The organism is Methylocaldum gracile (genome assembly GCF_053646815.1).
Genome location: NZ_CM132196.1, coordinates 4,370,210 through 4,384,846, shown reverse-complemented (window position 1 = coordinate 4,384,846; position 14,637 = coordinate 4,370,210). Strand labels below are relative to the sequence as shown.

Sequence of the window (14,637 nt, the reverse complement as noted above, 5' to 3'; positions counted from 1 at the left end):
GCTGACCATTCGATGCCAATCCATCCATTAAGGATAAGATTCGAGTGTTACAGAGTTAATGCAATTTCCTGACTGAACGATGACAGCCGGATGACTCGCATGATTCCGTAGTTATTGCTTTGGCACAAAGAGGCGATCTTCGACAAATGCAGTCCGTAGGATGTGCCGACCATCGGGAAGCGCCCTTCGACCGGGCTCAGGACAGGCATCGCTCGCGACTGCCGGAACAATAATGCGTGTCCTGTGGCTTTTGGAGATGAGCACCGATAGTACAAAGCCCTACAAACAATGACCTTACGCTCCCTAATCGCGCAAATTACCCAACAGGACGATGTCAATTTTTTGCTGACCAATCGCATTCCGCGCCAATTTCTCACGCGGTTCGTGGGTTGGTTCAGCCAAATCGAGCATCCTCTGGTCTGTCGTCTATCCATTGCCTTGTGGCGGCTGTTTGCCCAAGTCGACCTGAGCGACGCCAAGAAAACGAAGTTCCGCAGCATGCACGAATGCTTCACCCGCGAACTTAAGGAAGGCGCCCGTCCCGTCGACGATGATCCCGGCGTTCTGGTCAGTCCGTGCGACGCCATCATAGGGGCACATGGCGATATCGAAGGCACGACGCTGTTTCAGGCCAAAGGCATCCCGTACGCCCTGAACGAACTGGTTTGTGATGGGGAATTGGCAAGCCACTACCGTAATGGCTATTACGTGACCTTACGGCTCACTTCCGGCATGTACCACCGGTTCCACGCGCCGTATGACTGCGAGATCGATCAGGTTACCTACATTTCGGGAGACACCTGGAATGTCAATCCGGTTGCCCTCAGGCGAATACCGGGTCTTTTTTGCAAGAACGAGCGCGCCGTACTGCGGACGCGGTTGAGCCCCGGCAACCACCTAATCGCTTTGGTGCCCGTTGCCGCCGTGCTCGTGGCCAGCATACGGCTTCATTTCCTGGATGTTCTGCTGCACCTCAAGTACCGCGGCCCTAACGTGATTCCATGCAAAGCGCCATTTCGTAAAGGTGACGAACTAGGGTGGTTTCAGCATGGTTCGACGATCATCGTTTTGGCGCCCAACGGGTTCAAGCTCTGCCCTCAGCTGGAACAGGGCGCCGTCATCCGCATGGGGCGACGACTGCTGATGCTTCCGTTATGGAAACTCTGAATAAGTCGATTCCGCTCATGGTTCGACAGGCTCACCATGAACGGAATCAATCCGTTTCCGTTCGTCCTGAGCCTGTCGAAGGACTTACTAAGTGATAAGAAAGAAAAGTTATACCGTCATCCTGGCAGGGAATGCCGGGGTCCAGGTTACATGGATGTATCAGCCTTGCCATCCCTGGTTTCTGGATTCCGGCAATCCATGCCGGAATGACGAGCAAAGTGACATTCATTCGTTTACGTTTAGTATCGCTTCGGCAATTAAAGCGCGATTTTCGGCAAATTGCGATTAACCCAAGTCATTGATTGGACAAGGTAAGATCGGAGATGCATTCGAAAGATGATTCTGATTTAACTGCCGAAGCAATAATCAGAGCTTCCTTATCGATCAACGCTCATAGTACGCGCCGACGCCGTAATATAAAGTCTCCACAAGAGGTAACAGAATCCAGTCGTCATGAGGGAATCTCATGACCAGAAAAAAGCCCCAAATCGACAATAATGTACCGACGTATTGGGGATGGTTAAGCACTGAAAATGGGAAGGCGTTGCACCACTGGATTTCATAACCGAACTTGTTGCCGTAGAACACTCCGGACCGCCCTAGGCGATAAAAGACGCCGAAATTAAATACTTGGCCGATAACAATCAACCCAATCCCCAATGACATTGGAACCAGACTGCTGGTGGGGAGTGGAATTAGGGTATTCCCTAGCAGCATGCACCAGGCAAGGAATATCCCTATTTGCAATATCTTGAATATATAAAATAACTTCTCCAGGGCGGAAATCGGCTCGCCAAAACGAACGATTGCGGGATATTTGCAGACGGCCTTAAAGGTATCAGGATGATGCCAAATCCACAGGTAGGTTATCCGTTCTATGCTTAACAATAGAGCTGCGGTCAGAAATAACCAAAGCAGCATAATCTTATTCCTTGAAAATCCAGTTAATCGAATTAAACAGAATCAGAGAACGGATCGCAACCTCGAAACGGAAAACATCAAACCTGTCGATAAAAATACGGTAATACCTATGCGTTCGGCGCGTCGAAGAATTCGGGAAAAGAGAATCCTTCACCTGGATACTCGGTGATTTTATTGTGAACGTCGGACAGCCGACGGCACATGTTCAGCGAACCGTTTGAGGCGGTAGGCCGGGGGTGGAGATCGCTTCTCGGCTGCTGAAAGTATCGACCATCCTGCCGTGCAGTTCGATTAGAGCATTTTTATACCTACTGTACGGGCATTCGCGAGTAGGTCGGGAATCCTTCCCAATCGCAAACGGTCGCTTTAGTCGCGACCCTTCCCGACGCCGCCGTTGGGCCAAAGGGTTCGTCGGCAAGGGATTGCCGACCTACAACCATGCACCCTGTAGGTCGGGAATCCCTTCCCGACGCCACGTCCCGGCCACGCGTCTTCGTCGGCAAAGGATTGCCGACCTACGAATTGAAGCAATTCACCCGAGCCGAAGGCGCCACGACTTCCGCCAAGCCTGTTTTGCCGTACGAGCGAGATGAAAACGCTCTAATGCGGCATCGAGAACCCTTTTACGAAAAAGGTCAGGGGCATACGGTCGTCGCGTCAAGCGCCCGGTATCGGAATTCGGAATCAGCCGATGCGGCCGGTGATATAGCTTTTGGTCAAGGGATGACGCGGATGGGTAAGGACCTCGGCCGTTTCCCCCACTTCAATCAATCGTCCCAGATGGAAAAATCCGATGCGCTCCGAAACCCGCGCGGCCTGCTGTAGCGAATGGGTCACGATTACAAGGGTGAATTGACGCTTCAATTCCGCGGCCAGGTGCTCGATTTTGGCCGTCGCAATGGGATCGAACGCCGAACATGGTTCATCCGTCAGGATGATTTCGGGATGGCAGCGATGATTCGAAATCCGAGTCGATTGTCGGCGGGTTCGGAAGGCCGGACCGAGATCGCGATTCGCCGCGTGGGATGCGTTTGGAAGATCATGGAGGAAGCGGACGGCTGCCGCCGAAGGGGCTCAGTCGTCAGTTCGCGCGATGAATTTCATAGCGCCCCTCCCTCAAGCCGTTCAAGAACTCCACCCAAGGCAGGTGCCGAGTCTGGTCCATTCCTCGTATCCAGTCATTCTCGACGTATTGGATCACGACGCTCTCGGTGGCGGGGTCGATGTCGACGATGTGGAAATAAGCGCGGCACGATCGGTCGTCGCCAAGATGGTTATTCATAAGGACAACTCCTCGTTAGTTGGAAAGCTTGAACTCGGCCTCCCCGAAGCTTCGCCCGGCGATCGGGACGGTCGGGGTGAGGCCGGAGGTGCGTGGTTGGCGCAGGCGAGACGTCCCGGGGGATCATCCGCTCCGTCTGCGGGCTACCCGGCGGGTCTGCGTCAACATCTAAGGCATGATAGCCAGCGCCGCAGTCGGCATCCAGATCGAGACTTGACCTCCGTCAAACCGGCTGCTTATTTTGCAAGCACGCAAGTGGCCCGGTGGCATCGGTCTTTCATCCCAAGTGAGGCGGATGCTCTACCGCGCACCGCTAATGCCGAGGATCAGGCCGCGGCAAGGAGCACCCCCAGCCATTGGCGCTTAGTGAGTGGCGCTCGTACGGTCCCGGCGTTTCGGTTCGCGTCTATCGGCCACCATTTACACGCAACCTCGTTCTTCATCCGGCAACGAGCGATAGGCTTCGCGTCTTTCTTCTTCAAGACTCCTTTTTACACGAGGCGTGGCTTGGAGTGCCGGGAGGCGAAAGCGAAACCGGCGACAGCGGAGCCGAACAGCCAAAAAGCTGCGGGAACGGGAACAGGTTCGGGCGCGGTACCCGGTTGACCGTTCGAGCCTGCGAACCACGCGCCGCCCGTTCCGCCGGTCAGGGCTTCGTTGAAACCGGCGACGTGGGCGGCGAAGTAATAATTGCCCTGGCCGGCGTTTTTACCGGAAAGAGCGAAATAGTGGCTTGCGTTATCGCCGTTGATCCCGGTGATGGCGAACCAGACCGGATCGTAGCGGTCTTGGCCGCCGCCGTCCGTCTTGAGTTCGAAATCGCCGAAACCATCGGCATTGCCGGACCCGAGGCTCCATCCGCTGGGCAACTTGAAGTTATTAGCGGTAAAACCGCCAGGGTTTAATGTGGTGTTGAATGCAAAAGTATCGATACCGTAGTTGGTACCCGCTTTCGAGTCCAGCACGGAAAGCGCGTCGACGCTGAACACGACGTCATCGCTCGTCGTCGTATAGCCGTTCAGCAAAAGTCCGGCGGCATCGCTGCCGTCCCGGATGAACACGGTCAGGTAATCCGCATTGTCCGGAAACACGGATTCGGCATTGGATTGATTCAATGTCGCTTTCCAGATGGCGGCATGCCCTGCCGGGCTCAACCCAAGACCGAGCGCCAATGCAAAAACGACTGGCGGTTTTCTGACATGAGCAAGCATGATCGGTCTCCTCGACTTCTCGTTTGTAAGGCTGGCGACACTGTATCCTTGCTTTCTTTCAAATGGGTTAAGTTTGTGTTACGGGTGTTCGTTTTTTCCGCTTGAAGCGACCTTCCGCGTTAGGCGTAGGTCCGGCTTAGGCGATACTCCGGAGCAGGCTTGTCATACCGCCTTAACGTGATTCCAGTAGCGTCCCGACTTTCGGATAGTCCAGCCATTGGAAGGATTGTTTTGAACCGCGTTCTTTTCACCTGCGCTAACTCGGAGTCACAAGAATGAAAACCAAACTGTTCCGTTTGAAATTTGAGGGGGCCTTGGCGAGCGGCATTCGCGCGCTCGATGCGGCGCGGACGACCTCGGTCGGTGCCGCCGCCCTGTTTGCGGGAATCCTGCCCGGCCCGGTCGCCGCAGCAGGCCCCGCGTTCGAGCCGGTCGGCAGCTATGCCACCGGTCTGACCGGCCAGACCTCGGCCGAGATCGTGGCCGTCAAGGGCGACAAGATGTACGTTTCGAATGCCGCGAACGCTTCGGTCGACATCGTAGACATCTCCGATCCGAAACAACCGGTGCGTCTCAAGCGGCTCGACCTGTCCGCGTACGGTTCCGAAGTCACCAGCGTCGCCGTCGGGAACGGGCTCGTGGCGGCGGCAGTGGAGTCGGGCACCGAACCGGGCAAAGTGGTTTTCTTTTCGCCGGGCGGTTCCAATCTGCGAGCGGTCGAGGTCGGCGCCGGCCCCGATATGGTGACTTTCACGCCGGACGGCAAGAGGGTTTTGGTCGCCAACGAGGGCGAGCCTTCGGGATATGGAGAAGGCCATGTCGATCCTGAGGGCTCGGTAAGCGTGATCGACGTACTGCCCCGCCGCAAGTTTTCGGTGAAGACGATCGGTTTCCAAGCCTTCGACCCGGATCAGCCGCGCGCCGGCGATCTGCCGCCGGGCGTGCGCATCTTTGGGTCCACGCGGCCGTCGCTCGATCTCGAGCCAGAATACATCGCGGTCGATGAAAACGGCCGGAAGGCCTGGGTGTCGCTGCAGGAAAACAACGCCATCGCGATACTCGACCTCGAAGCCCTCGAGGTGGACAAAATCGTCGACCTCGGCTTCAAGGACCACTCGCAGGCCGGCAATGGCCTCGATGCCAGCGACCGCGACAATGCCGTCAACATCAGCACCTGGCCTCAGGGGCGGGTCTACGGCATGTACCAGCCGGATGGGCTCGCCGCTTTCCGGATCGGCGGCAAGGACTATGTACTCTCCGCCAACGAGGGCGACGCCCGCGAATATCCCGGTCTCGCCGAAGAAGCCCGTGTGCGCAGCGTTACGACCAATGACTCCTTCACGGCGGCGCTGCGCGACAATGCTGCGCTGGGGCGTCTCACCGTAACCACGAAGATGCCCGCCGCCGGGTCGGATGCGGAATCGACGGTCTACGCTTTCGGCGCCCGATCGTTTTCGGTGTGGGACGGCGAAACCGGCGACCTGGTCTATGACAGCGGAGATCAGCTCGAACAGATCATCGCCGCGGAGCTGCCCGCCAACTTCAATTCCAACAACGAGGCCAACACCTTCGACGATCGCAGCGACAACAAGGGCCCCGAGCCCGAAGCCGCCGCCACCGGGGTGGTGGACGGCCGGACCTACGGGTTCATCGGCCTCGAGCGCGTGGGCGGGGTGGTCGTGGTCGATTTGGGCGATCCGGCCTCGCCGGCCATCGTCCAATACCTGCAAAACCGCGATTTTGCAGCCACGCCGGTGGGGCCGGACAGCGGCCCGGAAGTGATCGACTTCGTGCCGGCCCATAAAAGTCCGACCGGCAAGCCTCTAATCGCCGTTTCGAACGAGGTGTCCGGCACCGTAAGCTTGTGGGAACCGAAGGGCGAGTGACGGCGGGTTATTCGAAATCGCGTTCAATTAGGCATTGTTTCGTAGGGTGGGTTAGGCGCACATCAGCACTGACCGATCGCCGATCACTGTGCTTCGCGTGCGGCGTAACCCACCGAACGACCGTCAATCGGTGGGTTACGCGGAACCGAGGGGCTAACCCGCCATCGATGGGTTTCGCTTCGCTCTACCCATCCTACGATGAATGTTCACTCCAATGCCGAGTTGAATAAATACAACCTGAAAACGGAGTTTCCGGGATTCGAAAATTTGCGTAGAGCTCTATGTTTCAGAGACGGTGCGGCGGAGGCCGGAGCTCTCCGCCGCCGGTTTTTCAGGGAATCCGCACGATACGGTCTTGCCGACCGGGCGCGATTTGTACGCCCGGCTCGGCCGGATCGGAATCGGCGTCCGGATGGTTGAACCAGGCTTCGAGGGCGTCGAGGTCCTGGGCGCCTCCGAGCCGATCGGTGCCGAGCTTCAGGACGTAGAACTTGTCCCCGCCGTCGGCGAGGAAGCTGTTCACGGTGACGCGATAGTTCGCGGCCGGGTCGACGGTTTCGCCGTTAATCCGAATGCTGGCCGGGTCGACCTTGTCGCAAGGCGAACCGCTGGCCGACCACTGATAGGTGAAGCCCTTGGAGACCTGCAGGATGCGGTCGAACGCCTGGCCGGAGTCTCCGGCCGGATAGTTGAAGGCGGCCGGTGCATTGTCGGCGCCGCAGCCGGTGAATTGCTGTTCCAGCAGAATTTCGATCTGGGCTCCGGTCAGGGTCATGGTCACCACGCTGTTGCCGAAGGGCTGCACGGTAAAGGCTTCGCCGTAGGTTACGTTGCCGTCGCCTTCGCCGGCCGTGCCGGATGCGTAACTCAGGTCGGCACGGATGCCGCCCGGATTCATGAACGCGGCTACCGCGTCGCCGAAGCCCGGAGCTTCGGTGGCTTTCAGTTGCGCGTCGGCGATGACGTCGCCTAGGGCGGACTCGCCCGCCGCATTGGCTGTGCGGGTGATATCGGCGGTGATGGCGCCGATTACCCGGTTGGCGATGGGCTGGGCCAGTGACTTGTAGCCGTCGACGACGGCCTTGATGCCTGCGTCCGGGGTGACCGTCGCGTCGGTCTGGTCCACCAGAATATTGGTCGCGCTGACTGCCGTCACGTCACGGGTTTTCCGGTCGATCGTCAGGTCGATGTCGGTCAGGATGCGTCCGATGGAATTGGCGCTGGTCACCGGGATTTCACGCCCCTCCCGGTTTGCGATCATGCAGTTGTAGGCCTGATGGGTGTGGCCGGAAATCACCAGGTCCACGGCATCGTCCAGTTGGTTGACGATGGGTTTGATGGGGGTTCCGTCCAGGTTGCCGGCGCACTGGTTCATGGTCGTGGCGTTCTGGGCGACGGGCTGGGTGCCGCCCTGATGGATCAGCACGACTATGGCTTCGACCCGCTGCCGCCGCAATTTGGGGATCAACGCGTTAACGGTATGGGCCTCGTCCTTGAATTCCAGTCCGGAGACGCCGGACGGCGTGACGATGGTGGGAGTTTCCTTGAGGGTCATGCCGATGAAGGCCACGCGGACGCCGCCGTAGTTCTTGATGACATAAGGCGGGAAAACGGGCTTGCCGGTAGCCGTGTCGACCACGTTGGCGGCCAGGAACTTGAAGTCCGCGCCGGCAAAGGAACCATCATCGGCGGTAGGCGCGCCGACCGAGGCGCCCTGGCAGGAGTTCGGATCGGTAGGATGGCAGCCGCCTTTCTGCATTCGCTTCAGCTCGTCCTTGCCTTCGTCGAACTCGTGGTTCCCGACGGCGTTGATTTCCAGCCCGGCCATGTTCATGGTCTCGATGGTGGGCTCGTCGTGGAACAGGGCGGAAACGAGGGGCGTTGCGCCGATCAGGTCGCCCGCGGAGACCACGGTGGTGTAGCGGTTCTCGCTTTTCAGCTTGGACACGTACCCGGCGATCCAGTCCACGCCGCCCGCCGGCTTGCCGCCGAAGGAGCCCGGCGATTCGAGCTGGCCGTGGAAATCGTTGAAAGCGACGATCTTGACCGTCGTGGCCGGCCCGGCGCCGGCGCAGGCGGTGCCGCCGGCCAAGATCAGCGTTACGGCACAGGCGAGTTCGTTGAGTTTCATAGTGTCATATTCCTCGGTTTGTTCCTGAGAAAGGCCGGGCGAGTCCCGGCGGACCGCCGTGTATCAAACAGCATCCGTGTTAAGGCGACCTGACAGTTGTATTACCGGGAGGTTATTAACCCGGCCTATAAATATAGGCCGGGTTAATCCGGGGCAGGGATGCCCCGGCGCGGCGACAAGCCGCGTGAGCCCAGGCCGGGCGTGTACCGGCCTGGGCGGCGGCCCGAAATACCAGGAGGGTATTTACGGGCCTGATTAATAATAAGTTCGGTCGTCGAAAGTGTAAGCAGCGAAGACCGGAGCTTGGCTATCTCCGCGCGATGCCGCCCGGTGTGTCGGTCTCGGGTGAAAACTTCACAGGGCTGTAATGGTTTCGGGTGTTTAATACGGTAAACCGAACGACGCATGCGGGTTGCCGGCGGATGCCTGGACAATGAACCGCAAAAGCTGCGATCTCGAGTTCGATGTGGGATGAGGGGCTGGAAGCCGCGGGCGCCGGTTATCGGAGTCGTTCGTCAAAAGCCTTGAGATAACGGTATCGGCCGCTTGACGGCCGGGCACATAATAGGGGGCATATGGAAAAGGTCGCCATCCGTGCATATCCGGCACCGGGAATGATCTTGCTCGCCTTCGATTGGGACGAGGGGAGCCGGCGTAAGGATTTCCTGGGTTTCGCCGCCAGGCGCACACCCGGATTTCGCGATCCCGCGACGCGCCGGTACGCCCCTTCCAGCTGGCTTCTGAACCGCATCGACTTCAACGGTCCGGCCGACCCGGAACAGCCCGATTTTCCCAGCAACGAAGCGCCGATCCAGAAGTTTCTCTGGTGGGACGCACGAATCGGCGATGAAGACCGGGCGGCCGCGAGCGCCGGACGCAATCCGGTTTTTCGATACGAGGTTTTCCCGGTGATCGGCACGCCGGGGAATCTCCAGCCGCTTGCGGAAGCAACGGGAACGCTCGATGTCACGCTGCCGGCAGAAGTCGAACACGACATCGGCACCTGGTTCAACCGTGCGGTGCTGAGCTCCCAGGGTTTCATGCGGAAGCTGCGCGGCATGGGGCTGGAGCTCGACGACAAACCCAGCGCGGAGCAGGCGCGCGAATTGCGCCGATGGCTGGCCAACGGTCTGGACGGCGTGGTCCCGGCATTTCTCAGGCAGGCGAGGGAGGCGGTCGGGGCGATCTATCATCTGACCGACGAACTGTTCATCGTTCCGGCGCTGGACACCTTCAGCCGGAATCATTCCCTGGCGCTGGTCTACGATGCGAAGAAAACGGGATCAGCCGGCGGCAACGCCGTTTCGCCCAATCAGCCGGCGGTGGACTTGCTGAAGGACCGGGTGGCGTTTTTCCCCCGCGACAAGGCCGCCATCATGCACAACAAATACCTGGTGTCGGGCCGCGGGTTCGCCGGTCGCCGCCCGTCGGCGGGGCGGGTCGTGTGCGGTTCCGCCAACTACACCACGGGGGCTTTGTCGACCCAGGCGAATTTGATGCACACCTTCGATTCGTCCGCCCTGGCCGGGCTATATTTCGACCGCTTCAAGCGGCTCAAAGACAATCCGCCTTTGTCATCCCTGGCGCGGAATGCCCGCTGGTCGAGTCCGATTACGGTGGGCGATGCCGGGGTGCGGGTTTTCTTTTCGCCGGAAGCGAGTTCCCAGCGCGAATCCATCGACACCATCGTCGAAGCCATCCATCGGGCCAGGAGTTCGGTGCTTTTCTGCCTGTTCACGCCGACCGACGCCGAGCTTCGCGACGCCTGTTTCATGGCGGGGGACAACGGCAAGATGATGTTCGGACTGGTCAACCGGATCGCCAGGCCGAAAACGGACGAGGCCGTCCGCGCGGACCAGATCGCCGCGCTCGAACTCTACCACCGCTCCCGCCAGGGTCGCGACGTGATCGGCGCGGAGCGTTTCCGCCGGTCGGACACTCCGGAGGGCTTCGATACCGAGCTCATGCTGTTTCCGGGGGAAACGCCGCCGCCGTTCCCGCCGGTCATCATCCACCACAAGTTCATCGTGATCGACGGGGAAACCGCTCAGCCGGTGATCTACTCCGGTTCGGCCAACATGAGCAACAACTCGCTGCACCGGAACGATGAAAACCTGCTGGAAATCCGGGGCTCCCGCCGCATCGCCGCGATCTATCTCGCGGAGTTCTTCCGCCTGTACGAACACTACCGGGCCCGCGCCGCGTATTACCGCGACCGGGAAATGCCATCTTCCGGCCGCCGCAAGTTCAAGCTGCGGTCCGATGCCGGATGGGCCCGCAAGCATTACTCGCCGGGTACGCCGGAATACAAATCGCGCCGCGCGATGGCGCAGGAATGACCTCGATCTCTTAACACGGAGAAAGCCACCATGCCCCTGAAAAATTATGGCGTATTGAGAGCGACGCCGGTCGATCGGCATCTCGGGACCGGCGACAACCCCCATTATCAGATTCTGGCGGTGGACGAGCAGGATCGGTACCGCCTGGCGGTGAACGTCAAGTCCAAGCTGTGGCCGTCGGAATTGTCCTACCTGATCGTGCCGCACTTCCGGCATCCCATAACCGAGTCGCTGGAACAACTGGAGCCGGGCTGGCACAAGCTGCCCTCGAAGCCCGGCGGAGTCGCGCTGGATTACATCCGCGGCAATCTGTTCGGCTCGTTCGCCGAAATGACGCCTCTCCCGTTTTCCGTGCCCGGCCCGGACAACGACCTCAACGAGAAGATCGACCGCTACGTGCAGCGCGCCATGGCCAGCGAGAACGCCTGGGTGTATGCGTTCGGCGAGCCCTGGGGGCCGGAGAACAAGCGCGACAAGATCTTCGGTTTCGCGCCCGGCCGCGGCGTTCACGACATCCACATGAATCAGGGCAATGCCGACGATTTCGTCAAGGACGACGGCGTCTGGCAGGACGGCGGGCTGCTGTTCTGGTACGCGGACCAGCAGGAATGGGTGGCCCTCTTCCTGAAATTTCAGTCGCAGGCGATTCATACCGATGATCGTACCGGGCATATGTTGCCCGAAGAGCCGGGCGGTCCTCCCGCCGAACACGGCCTTCCGCCCCGGCCGACGCCGGTATGGCCTCCCACCCATGCGGTACCGGACGGCCTGGTGCGTATCGTGGCGGCAAAGGTCAATACGATCGAATCGCCGGAAGACGAAACCGTGATCCTGCTCAATACCTCGCCACGGCCTATCGATCTCGACGGCTGGGCACTGCTGGACCGCGCCAAGCACCGAAAGCCGCTGACGGGCACCCTGAATCCGGGCGAACCGATGATCATCCACGTTCGGCCCGACATCGAATTGTCCAACCAGGGCGGAATCATCTCGCTTCTCAATGCCGAAGGGCTGAAGGTGCACGGCGTGAGCTACACGCGCGATCAGGCACGCGAGCCGGGGTGGACGCTCGTGTTTTAGAGCGTTTTCCATCCCGGTGTACGGATTCGTTCCAGGAGGGGAGAACGTAGGTCGGCAATCCCTTGCCGACGTATCGGCTCGGCGAAGGGTTTTGTCGGAAGGGTCGCGACTAAAGCGACCGTTTGCGATTGGAAGGGGCCGATTAAAGGCCCGTTTGCGATTGGGAAGGGATTCCCGACCTACATATCCGAATCCCTTACACCGATTCGGAAAACGCTCTAAAGCGTTTTCATCTCGCTCGTATGGCAAAACAGGCTTGGCGGACGTCGTTGGCGCCTTCAGTTCGGGTGAATTGATTCAAGCATTCGTAGGCCGGCAATCCTTTGCCGGCGACCCCGTTGCCTGCCAAGCTTGCATGTCTCGATGTGCCTAGTCTTGATCGGGGGAGCCGGTGCTCCCGTTACAGCGGAGACAAATGGACTCAGAAAAGCCGCCGCACTCTAAGGCTGGAAACCATCAGGAAACTTTGCACCAGGAATATCATCGGCCAGGCATTGACACTTTCCGGTACGAACGCGGCGACCAGGAACAGGGTCGGGAACAGGACACCGTTGACCGTGATCGGAACCCCTTCAAAGGCATTGCCCTGCGAAATGTTGTAGCGCGCCAAACGCAGCATTCCGCAGGTGACGAACATGATCAGGATCAGTGTCTTGATCCAGTGATGGGTGTCGATCGAGAAATAGAGAAACGCCGGAGCCACGCCGAATGACACCAGGTCGGCAAGCGAATCCAGTTGTTTGCCGAACAGGTTCTGTTGGTGAAGTAGGGCCGCGATCTTGCCATCCAGGCTGTCGAAGAGCACGGCCAGCACCAGGAAACCGGAGGCCCAGTCCGGATGGCCTTCGGTGGCCAAGAAAATCGACATCAGCCCGGAGGCCAGATTGCTGATGGTAAACAGATCGGCAACTTTTATTAGTTCCAGCATTTTCATGGGATAGATTCCTTCTCGTGATGGTCGTGCTTGCTCGATGTCTCCCGGCCGTTGGTCCTCGGAATAAGACGACATTACTTTTGCGAATCGAAGTTCGTCGTAGCGGCGTAGACGATGTCCTTCGACCTCGTCGCTCACGTCTCTTTTCCGGCGAGCTCATCGGATCATGCCCAGACGTTATGACGCAGCCATGACAGCGCAAGTTTTCCAGACCTTTCGCCACGCGCCATCCGATCGGCCGAAACAAAAGGGCGCTATCAATGTCGTATCAGCCGAAAGGATTCGCCAGTGGTACACGCCTACTACGGAACTGGAGTCAAGATCAGTGATGCCTTGTCAAATGAACGGCTTCTCCGGCAACCGCTATGCGGACTTCTATGAGTTCGCGCCCGTGGGTTACGTAGGTTTGGATGCGTGCGGCATCATTCGTGCCCTGAACGCGACCGGCGCGCGCCTGCTCGGTGGTCAACGGGATCATTTCCTCGGTTCTCTCTTTCTTTACCTCATCGCCGAACAAGACCGCCATCAGTTCCTGCAACATCTCCGGGACTGCCGGATATGCGGCACCGGCCTGACCGAGCTCACCTTGCTAACCGTCGAGGGACGAGGATTGCCGGTCGTGCTGGACAGTCGAATGGGCGCGCCAGACGATTCCGGGACGGATGTTCATTACTGGGTCTCGATAATCGATGTCAGCGAGCGGAAGAAGGCCGAAGCGGCCGTACGAAAGGCGCAAATCGAACTGGCTGAGCGGGCTCTCCAGCTCGAGGCCGCCAATCGCGCCCTGCACGAATCCGAGCGTCGCAAGGACGAGTTTCTTGCCATGCTGGGGCACGAACTCCGGAATCCCCTGGCGCCCATACGCAACGCCATGGCGATCATGCGGAAACTCGATGCGCCGGACTCCCAGCTTCGATGGGTACGGGACGTGGTCGACCGGCAGGTCACTCAGTTGGCGAGGCTCGTGGACGATCTTTTGGATGTCTCGCGGATCGTTCAAGGCAAGCTGACTCTGCGCAGAGTGCCTATGGATTTGACGGTGGTGATCGATCAGGCGGTTGAGACCTGTAAGCCGCTCATGGACCAGCGCCACCACCGTTTTACGGTTTCGTTGCCTGCTGATCCGATTCGGCTCGAGATTGATCCTGCGCGTCTGGTACAAGCAATCTCGAACCTCTTATCGAATGCCGCCAAGTACACCCCGGAAGGCGGCTTCATTTGGCTTACCGCATTCGTTGAAGATAGGAATGCGGTTATTTGCGTTCGCGATACCGGAGAGGGAATTCCCAGCGCGTTATTGCCCCGCCTGTTCGACGCCTTCACTCAAGCCGACCGCACTCTGGACCGCTCTCAGGGAGGATTGGGGTTGGGGCTGACCATCGTGCAAAAAATCGTCGCTTTGCATGGCGGACAGGTCGAGGCCCGCAGCGAAGGGCAGGGAAAAGGCAGTGAATTCGTGGTGCGGTTGCCGCTCGATTCGCCTACGTCCTTGCCGCAAGAGGCAAGCACCGATTCCGTGGCGGATTGATGCTTTTAAGGAAGCTCTGAACAAGTGGAATCCGTTCATGCCCTTCGACAGGCTCAGGACAGGCCCGTCGAAGGACTTAATCAGAGCTTCCTTAAGTGGCATCTTACGATTCCAGTTCGGCAGCCGTCGCAGGTCGGCAATCCTTTGCCGACAAACGC

General features: G+C 59.1%; 11 protein-coding genes. 5 read left to right on the top strand and 6 right to left on the bottom strand.

The window, feature by feature from the left end:
* Positions 1 to 288 precede the first annotated feature (288 nt).
* A complete protein-coding gene (gene asd / locus ACWJJK_RS19390) occupies positions 289 to 1,167 on the top strand; it encodes an archaetidylserine decarboxylase (RefSeq protein ID WP_454128392.1) in 879 nt (292 codons plus the stop codon).
* A gap of 384 nt (positions 1,168 to 1,551) precedes the next feature.
* Here the strand turns inward: asd and ACWJJK_RS19385 are convergent, their stop codons facing one another.
* From ACWJJK_RS19385 to ACWJJK_RS19370, 4 genes are all read right to left on the bottom strand, one after another.
* Positions 1,552 to 2,088: a methyltransferase gene (locus ACWJJK_RS19385; RefSeq protein WP_086134630.1), complete on the bottom strand. Its 537-nt coding sequence runs from the start codon at positions 2,086 to 2,088 to the stop codon at positions 1,552 to 1,554.
* 684 nt (positions 2,089 to 2,772) lie between these two features.
* A complete protein-coding gene (locus ACWJJK_RS19380) occupies positions 2,773 to 2,952 on the bottom strand; it encodes an ATP-binding cassette domain-containing protein (protein ID WP_205780751.1) in 180 nt (59 codons plus the stop codon).
* A 217-nt stretch (positions 2,953 to 3,169) separates the two neighbouring features.
* Positions 3,170 to 3,370 carry a hypothetical protein gene (locus ACWJJK_RS19375; RefSeq protein ID WP_077730057.1) on the bottom strand — a complete coding sequence of 67 codons (201 nt, stop codon included), beginning with the start codon at positions 3,368 to 3,370 and terminating at the stop codon, positions 3,170 to 3,172.
* Positions 3,371 to 3,861: 491 nt separating this feature from the next.
* Positions 3,862 to 4,581 carry a hypothetical protein gene (locus ACWJJK_RS19370; protein WP_156881675.1) on the bottom strand — a complete coding sequence of 240 codons (720 nt, stop codon included), beginning with the start codon at positions 4,579 to 4,581 and terminating at the stop codon, positions 3,862 to 3,864.
* 275 nt (positions 4,582 to 4,856) lie between these two features.
* On the opposite strand from ACWJJK_RS19370, the gene ACWJJK_RS19365 reads away from it, so the two are divergent.
* The gene (locus tag ACWJJK_RS19365) at positions 4,857 to 6,467 is read left to right on the top strand and encodes a choice-of-anchor I family protein (RefSeq protein WP_156881676.1); all 1,611 of its coding nucleotides are present in this window, start codon (positions 4,857 to 4,859) and stop codon (positions 6,465 to 6,467) included.
* 331 nt (positions 6,468 to 6,798) lie between these two features.
* On the opposite strand, the gene ACWJJK_RS19360 is transcribed toward ACWJJK_RS19365, so the two are convergent.
* Positions 6,799 to 8,598, bottom strand: coding sequence for a bifunctional metallophosphatase/5'-nucleotidase (locus tag ACWJJK_RS19360; protein ID WP_454128391.1), 1,800 nt, complete (start codon positions 8,596 to 8,598; stop codon positions 6,799 to 6,801).
* A gap of 575 nt (positions 8,599 to 9,173) precedes the next feature.
* On the opposite strand from ACWJJK_RS19360, the gene ACWJJK_RS19355 reads away from it, so the two are divergent.
* Positions 9,174 to 10,937 (top strand): phospholipase D-like domain-containing protein, encoded by a 1,764-nt coding sequence (locus ACWJJK_RS19355; protein ID WP_156881678.1) that lies wholly within the window; start codon positions 9,174 to 9,176, stop codon positions 10,935 to 10,937.
* Positions 10,938 to 10,967: 30 nt separating this feature from the next.
* Complete coding sequence (locus ACWJJK_RS19350; protein ID WP_086133263.1) at positions 10,968 to 12,017, top strand: DUF2278 family protein; 1,050 nt, start codon at positions 10,968 to 10,970, stop codon at positions 12,015 to 12,017.
* 421 nt (positions 12,018 to 12,438) lie between these two features.
* On the opposite strand, the gene pssA is transcribed toward ACWJJK_RS19350, so the two are convergent.
* Complete coding sequence (gene pssA / locus ACWJJK_RS19345) at positions 12,439 to 13,089, bottom strand: CDP-diacylglycerol--serine O-phosphatidyltransferase (protein WP_454128390.1); 651 nt, start codon at positions 13,087 to 13,089, stop codon at positions 12,439 to 12,441.
* A 190-nt stretch (positions 13,090 to 13,279) separates the two neighbouring features.
* Between pssA and ACWJJK_RS19340 the strand changes: the two genes are divergently transcribed.
* Positions 13,280 to 14,479: a PAS domain-containing sensor histidine kinase gene (locus ACWJJK_RS19340; protein ID WP_240502489.1), complete on the top strand. Its 1,200-nt coding sequence runs from the start codon at positions 13,280 to 13,282 to the stop codon at positions 14,477 to 14,479.
* The last annotated feature ends 158 nt before the right edge of the window (positions 14,480 to 14,637 follow it).

Bases quoted from the DNA above. Each gene is read 5' to 3' on its own strand.
- asd (WP_454128392.1), top strand. From the start codon at position 289: ATGACCTTACGCTCCCTAATCGCGCAAATTACCCAACAGGACGATGTC.
- ACWJJK_RS19385 (WP_086134630.1), bottom strand. From the start codon at position 2,088: ATGCTGCTTTGGTTATTTCTGACCGCAGCTCTATTGTTAAGCATAGAA.
- ACWJJK_RS19375 (WP_077730057.1), bottom strand. From the start codon at position 3,370: ATGAATAACCATCTTGGCGACGACCGATCGTGCCGCGCTTATTTCCAC.
- ACWJJK_RS19370 (WP_156881675.1), bottom strand. From the start codon at position 4,581: ATGCTTGCTCATGTCAGAAAACCGCCAGTCGTTTTTGCATTGGCGCTC.
- ACWJJK_RS19365 (WP_156881676.1), top strand. From the start codon at position 4,857: ATGAAAACCAAACTGTTCCGTTTGAAATTTGAGGGGGCCTTGGCGAGC.
- ACWJJK_RS19360 (WP_454128391.1), bottom strand. From the start codon at position 8,598: ATGAAACTCAACGAACTCGCCTGTGCCGTAACGCTGATCTTGGCCGGC.
- ACWJJK_RS19355 (WP_156881678.1), top strand. From the start codon at position 9,174: ATGGAAAAGGTCGCCATCCGTGCATATCCGGCACCGGGAATGATCTTG.
- ACWJJK_RS19350 (WP_086133263.1), top strand. From the start codon at position 10,968: ATGCCCCTGAAAAATTATGGCGTATTGAGAGCGACGCCGGTCGATCGG.
- ACWJJK_RS19340 (WP_240502489.1), top strand. From the start codon at position 13,280: ATGCCTTGTCAAATGAACGGCTTCTCCGGCAACCGCTATGCGGACTTC.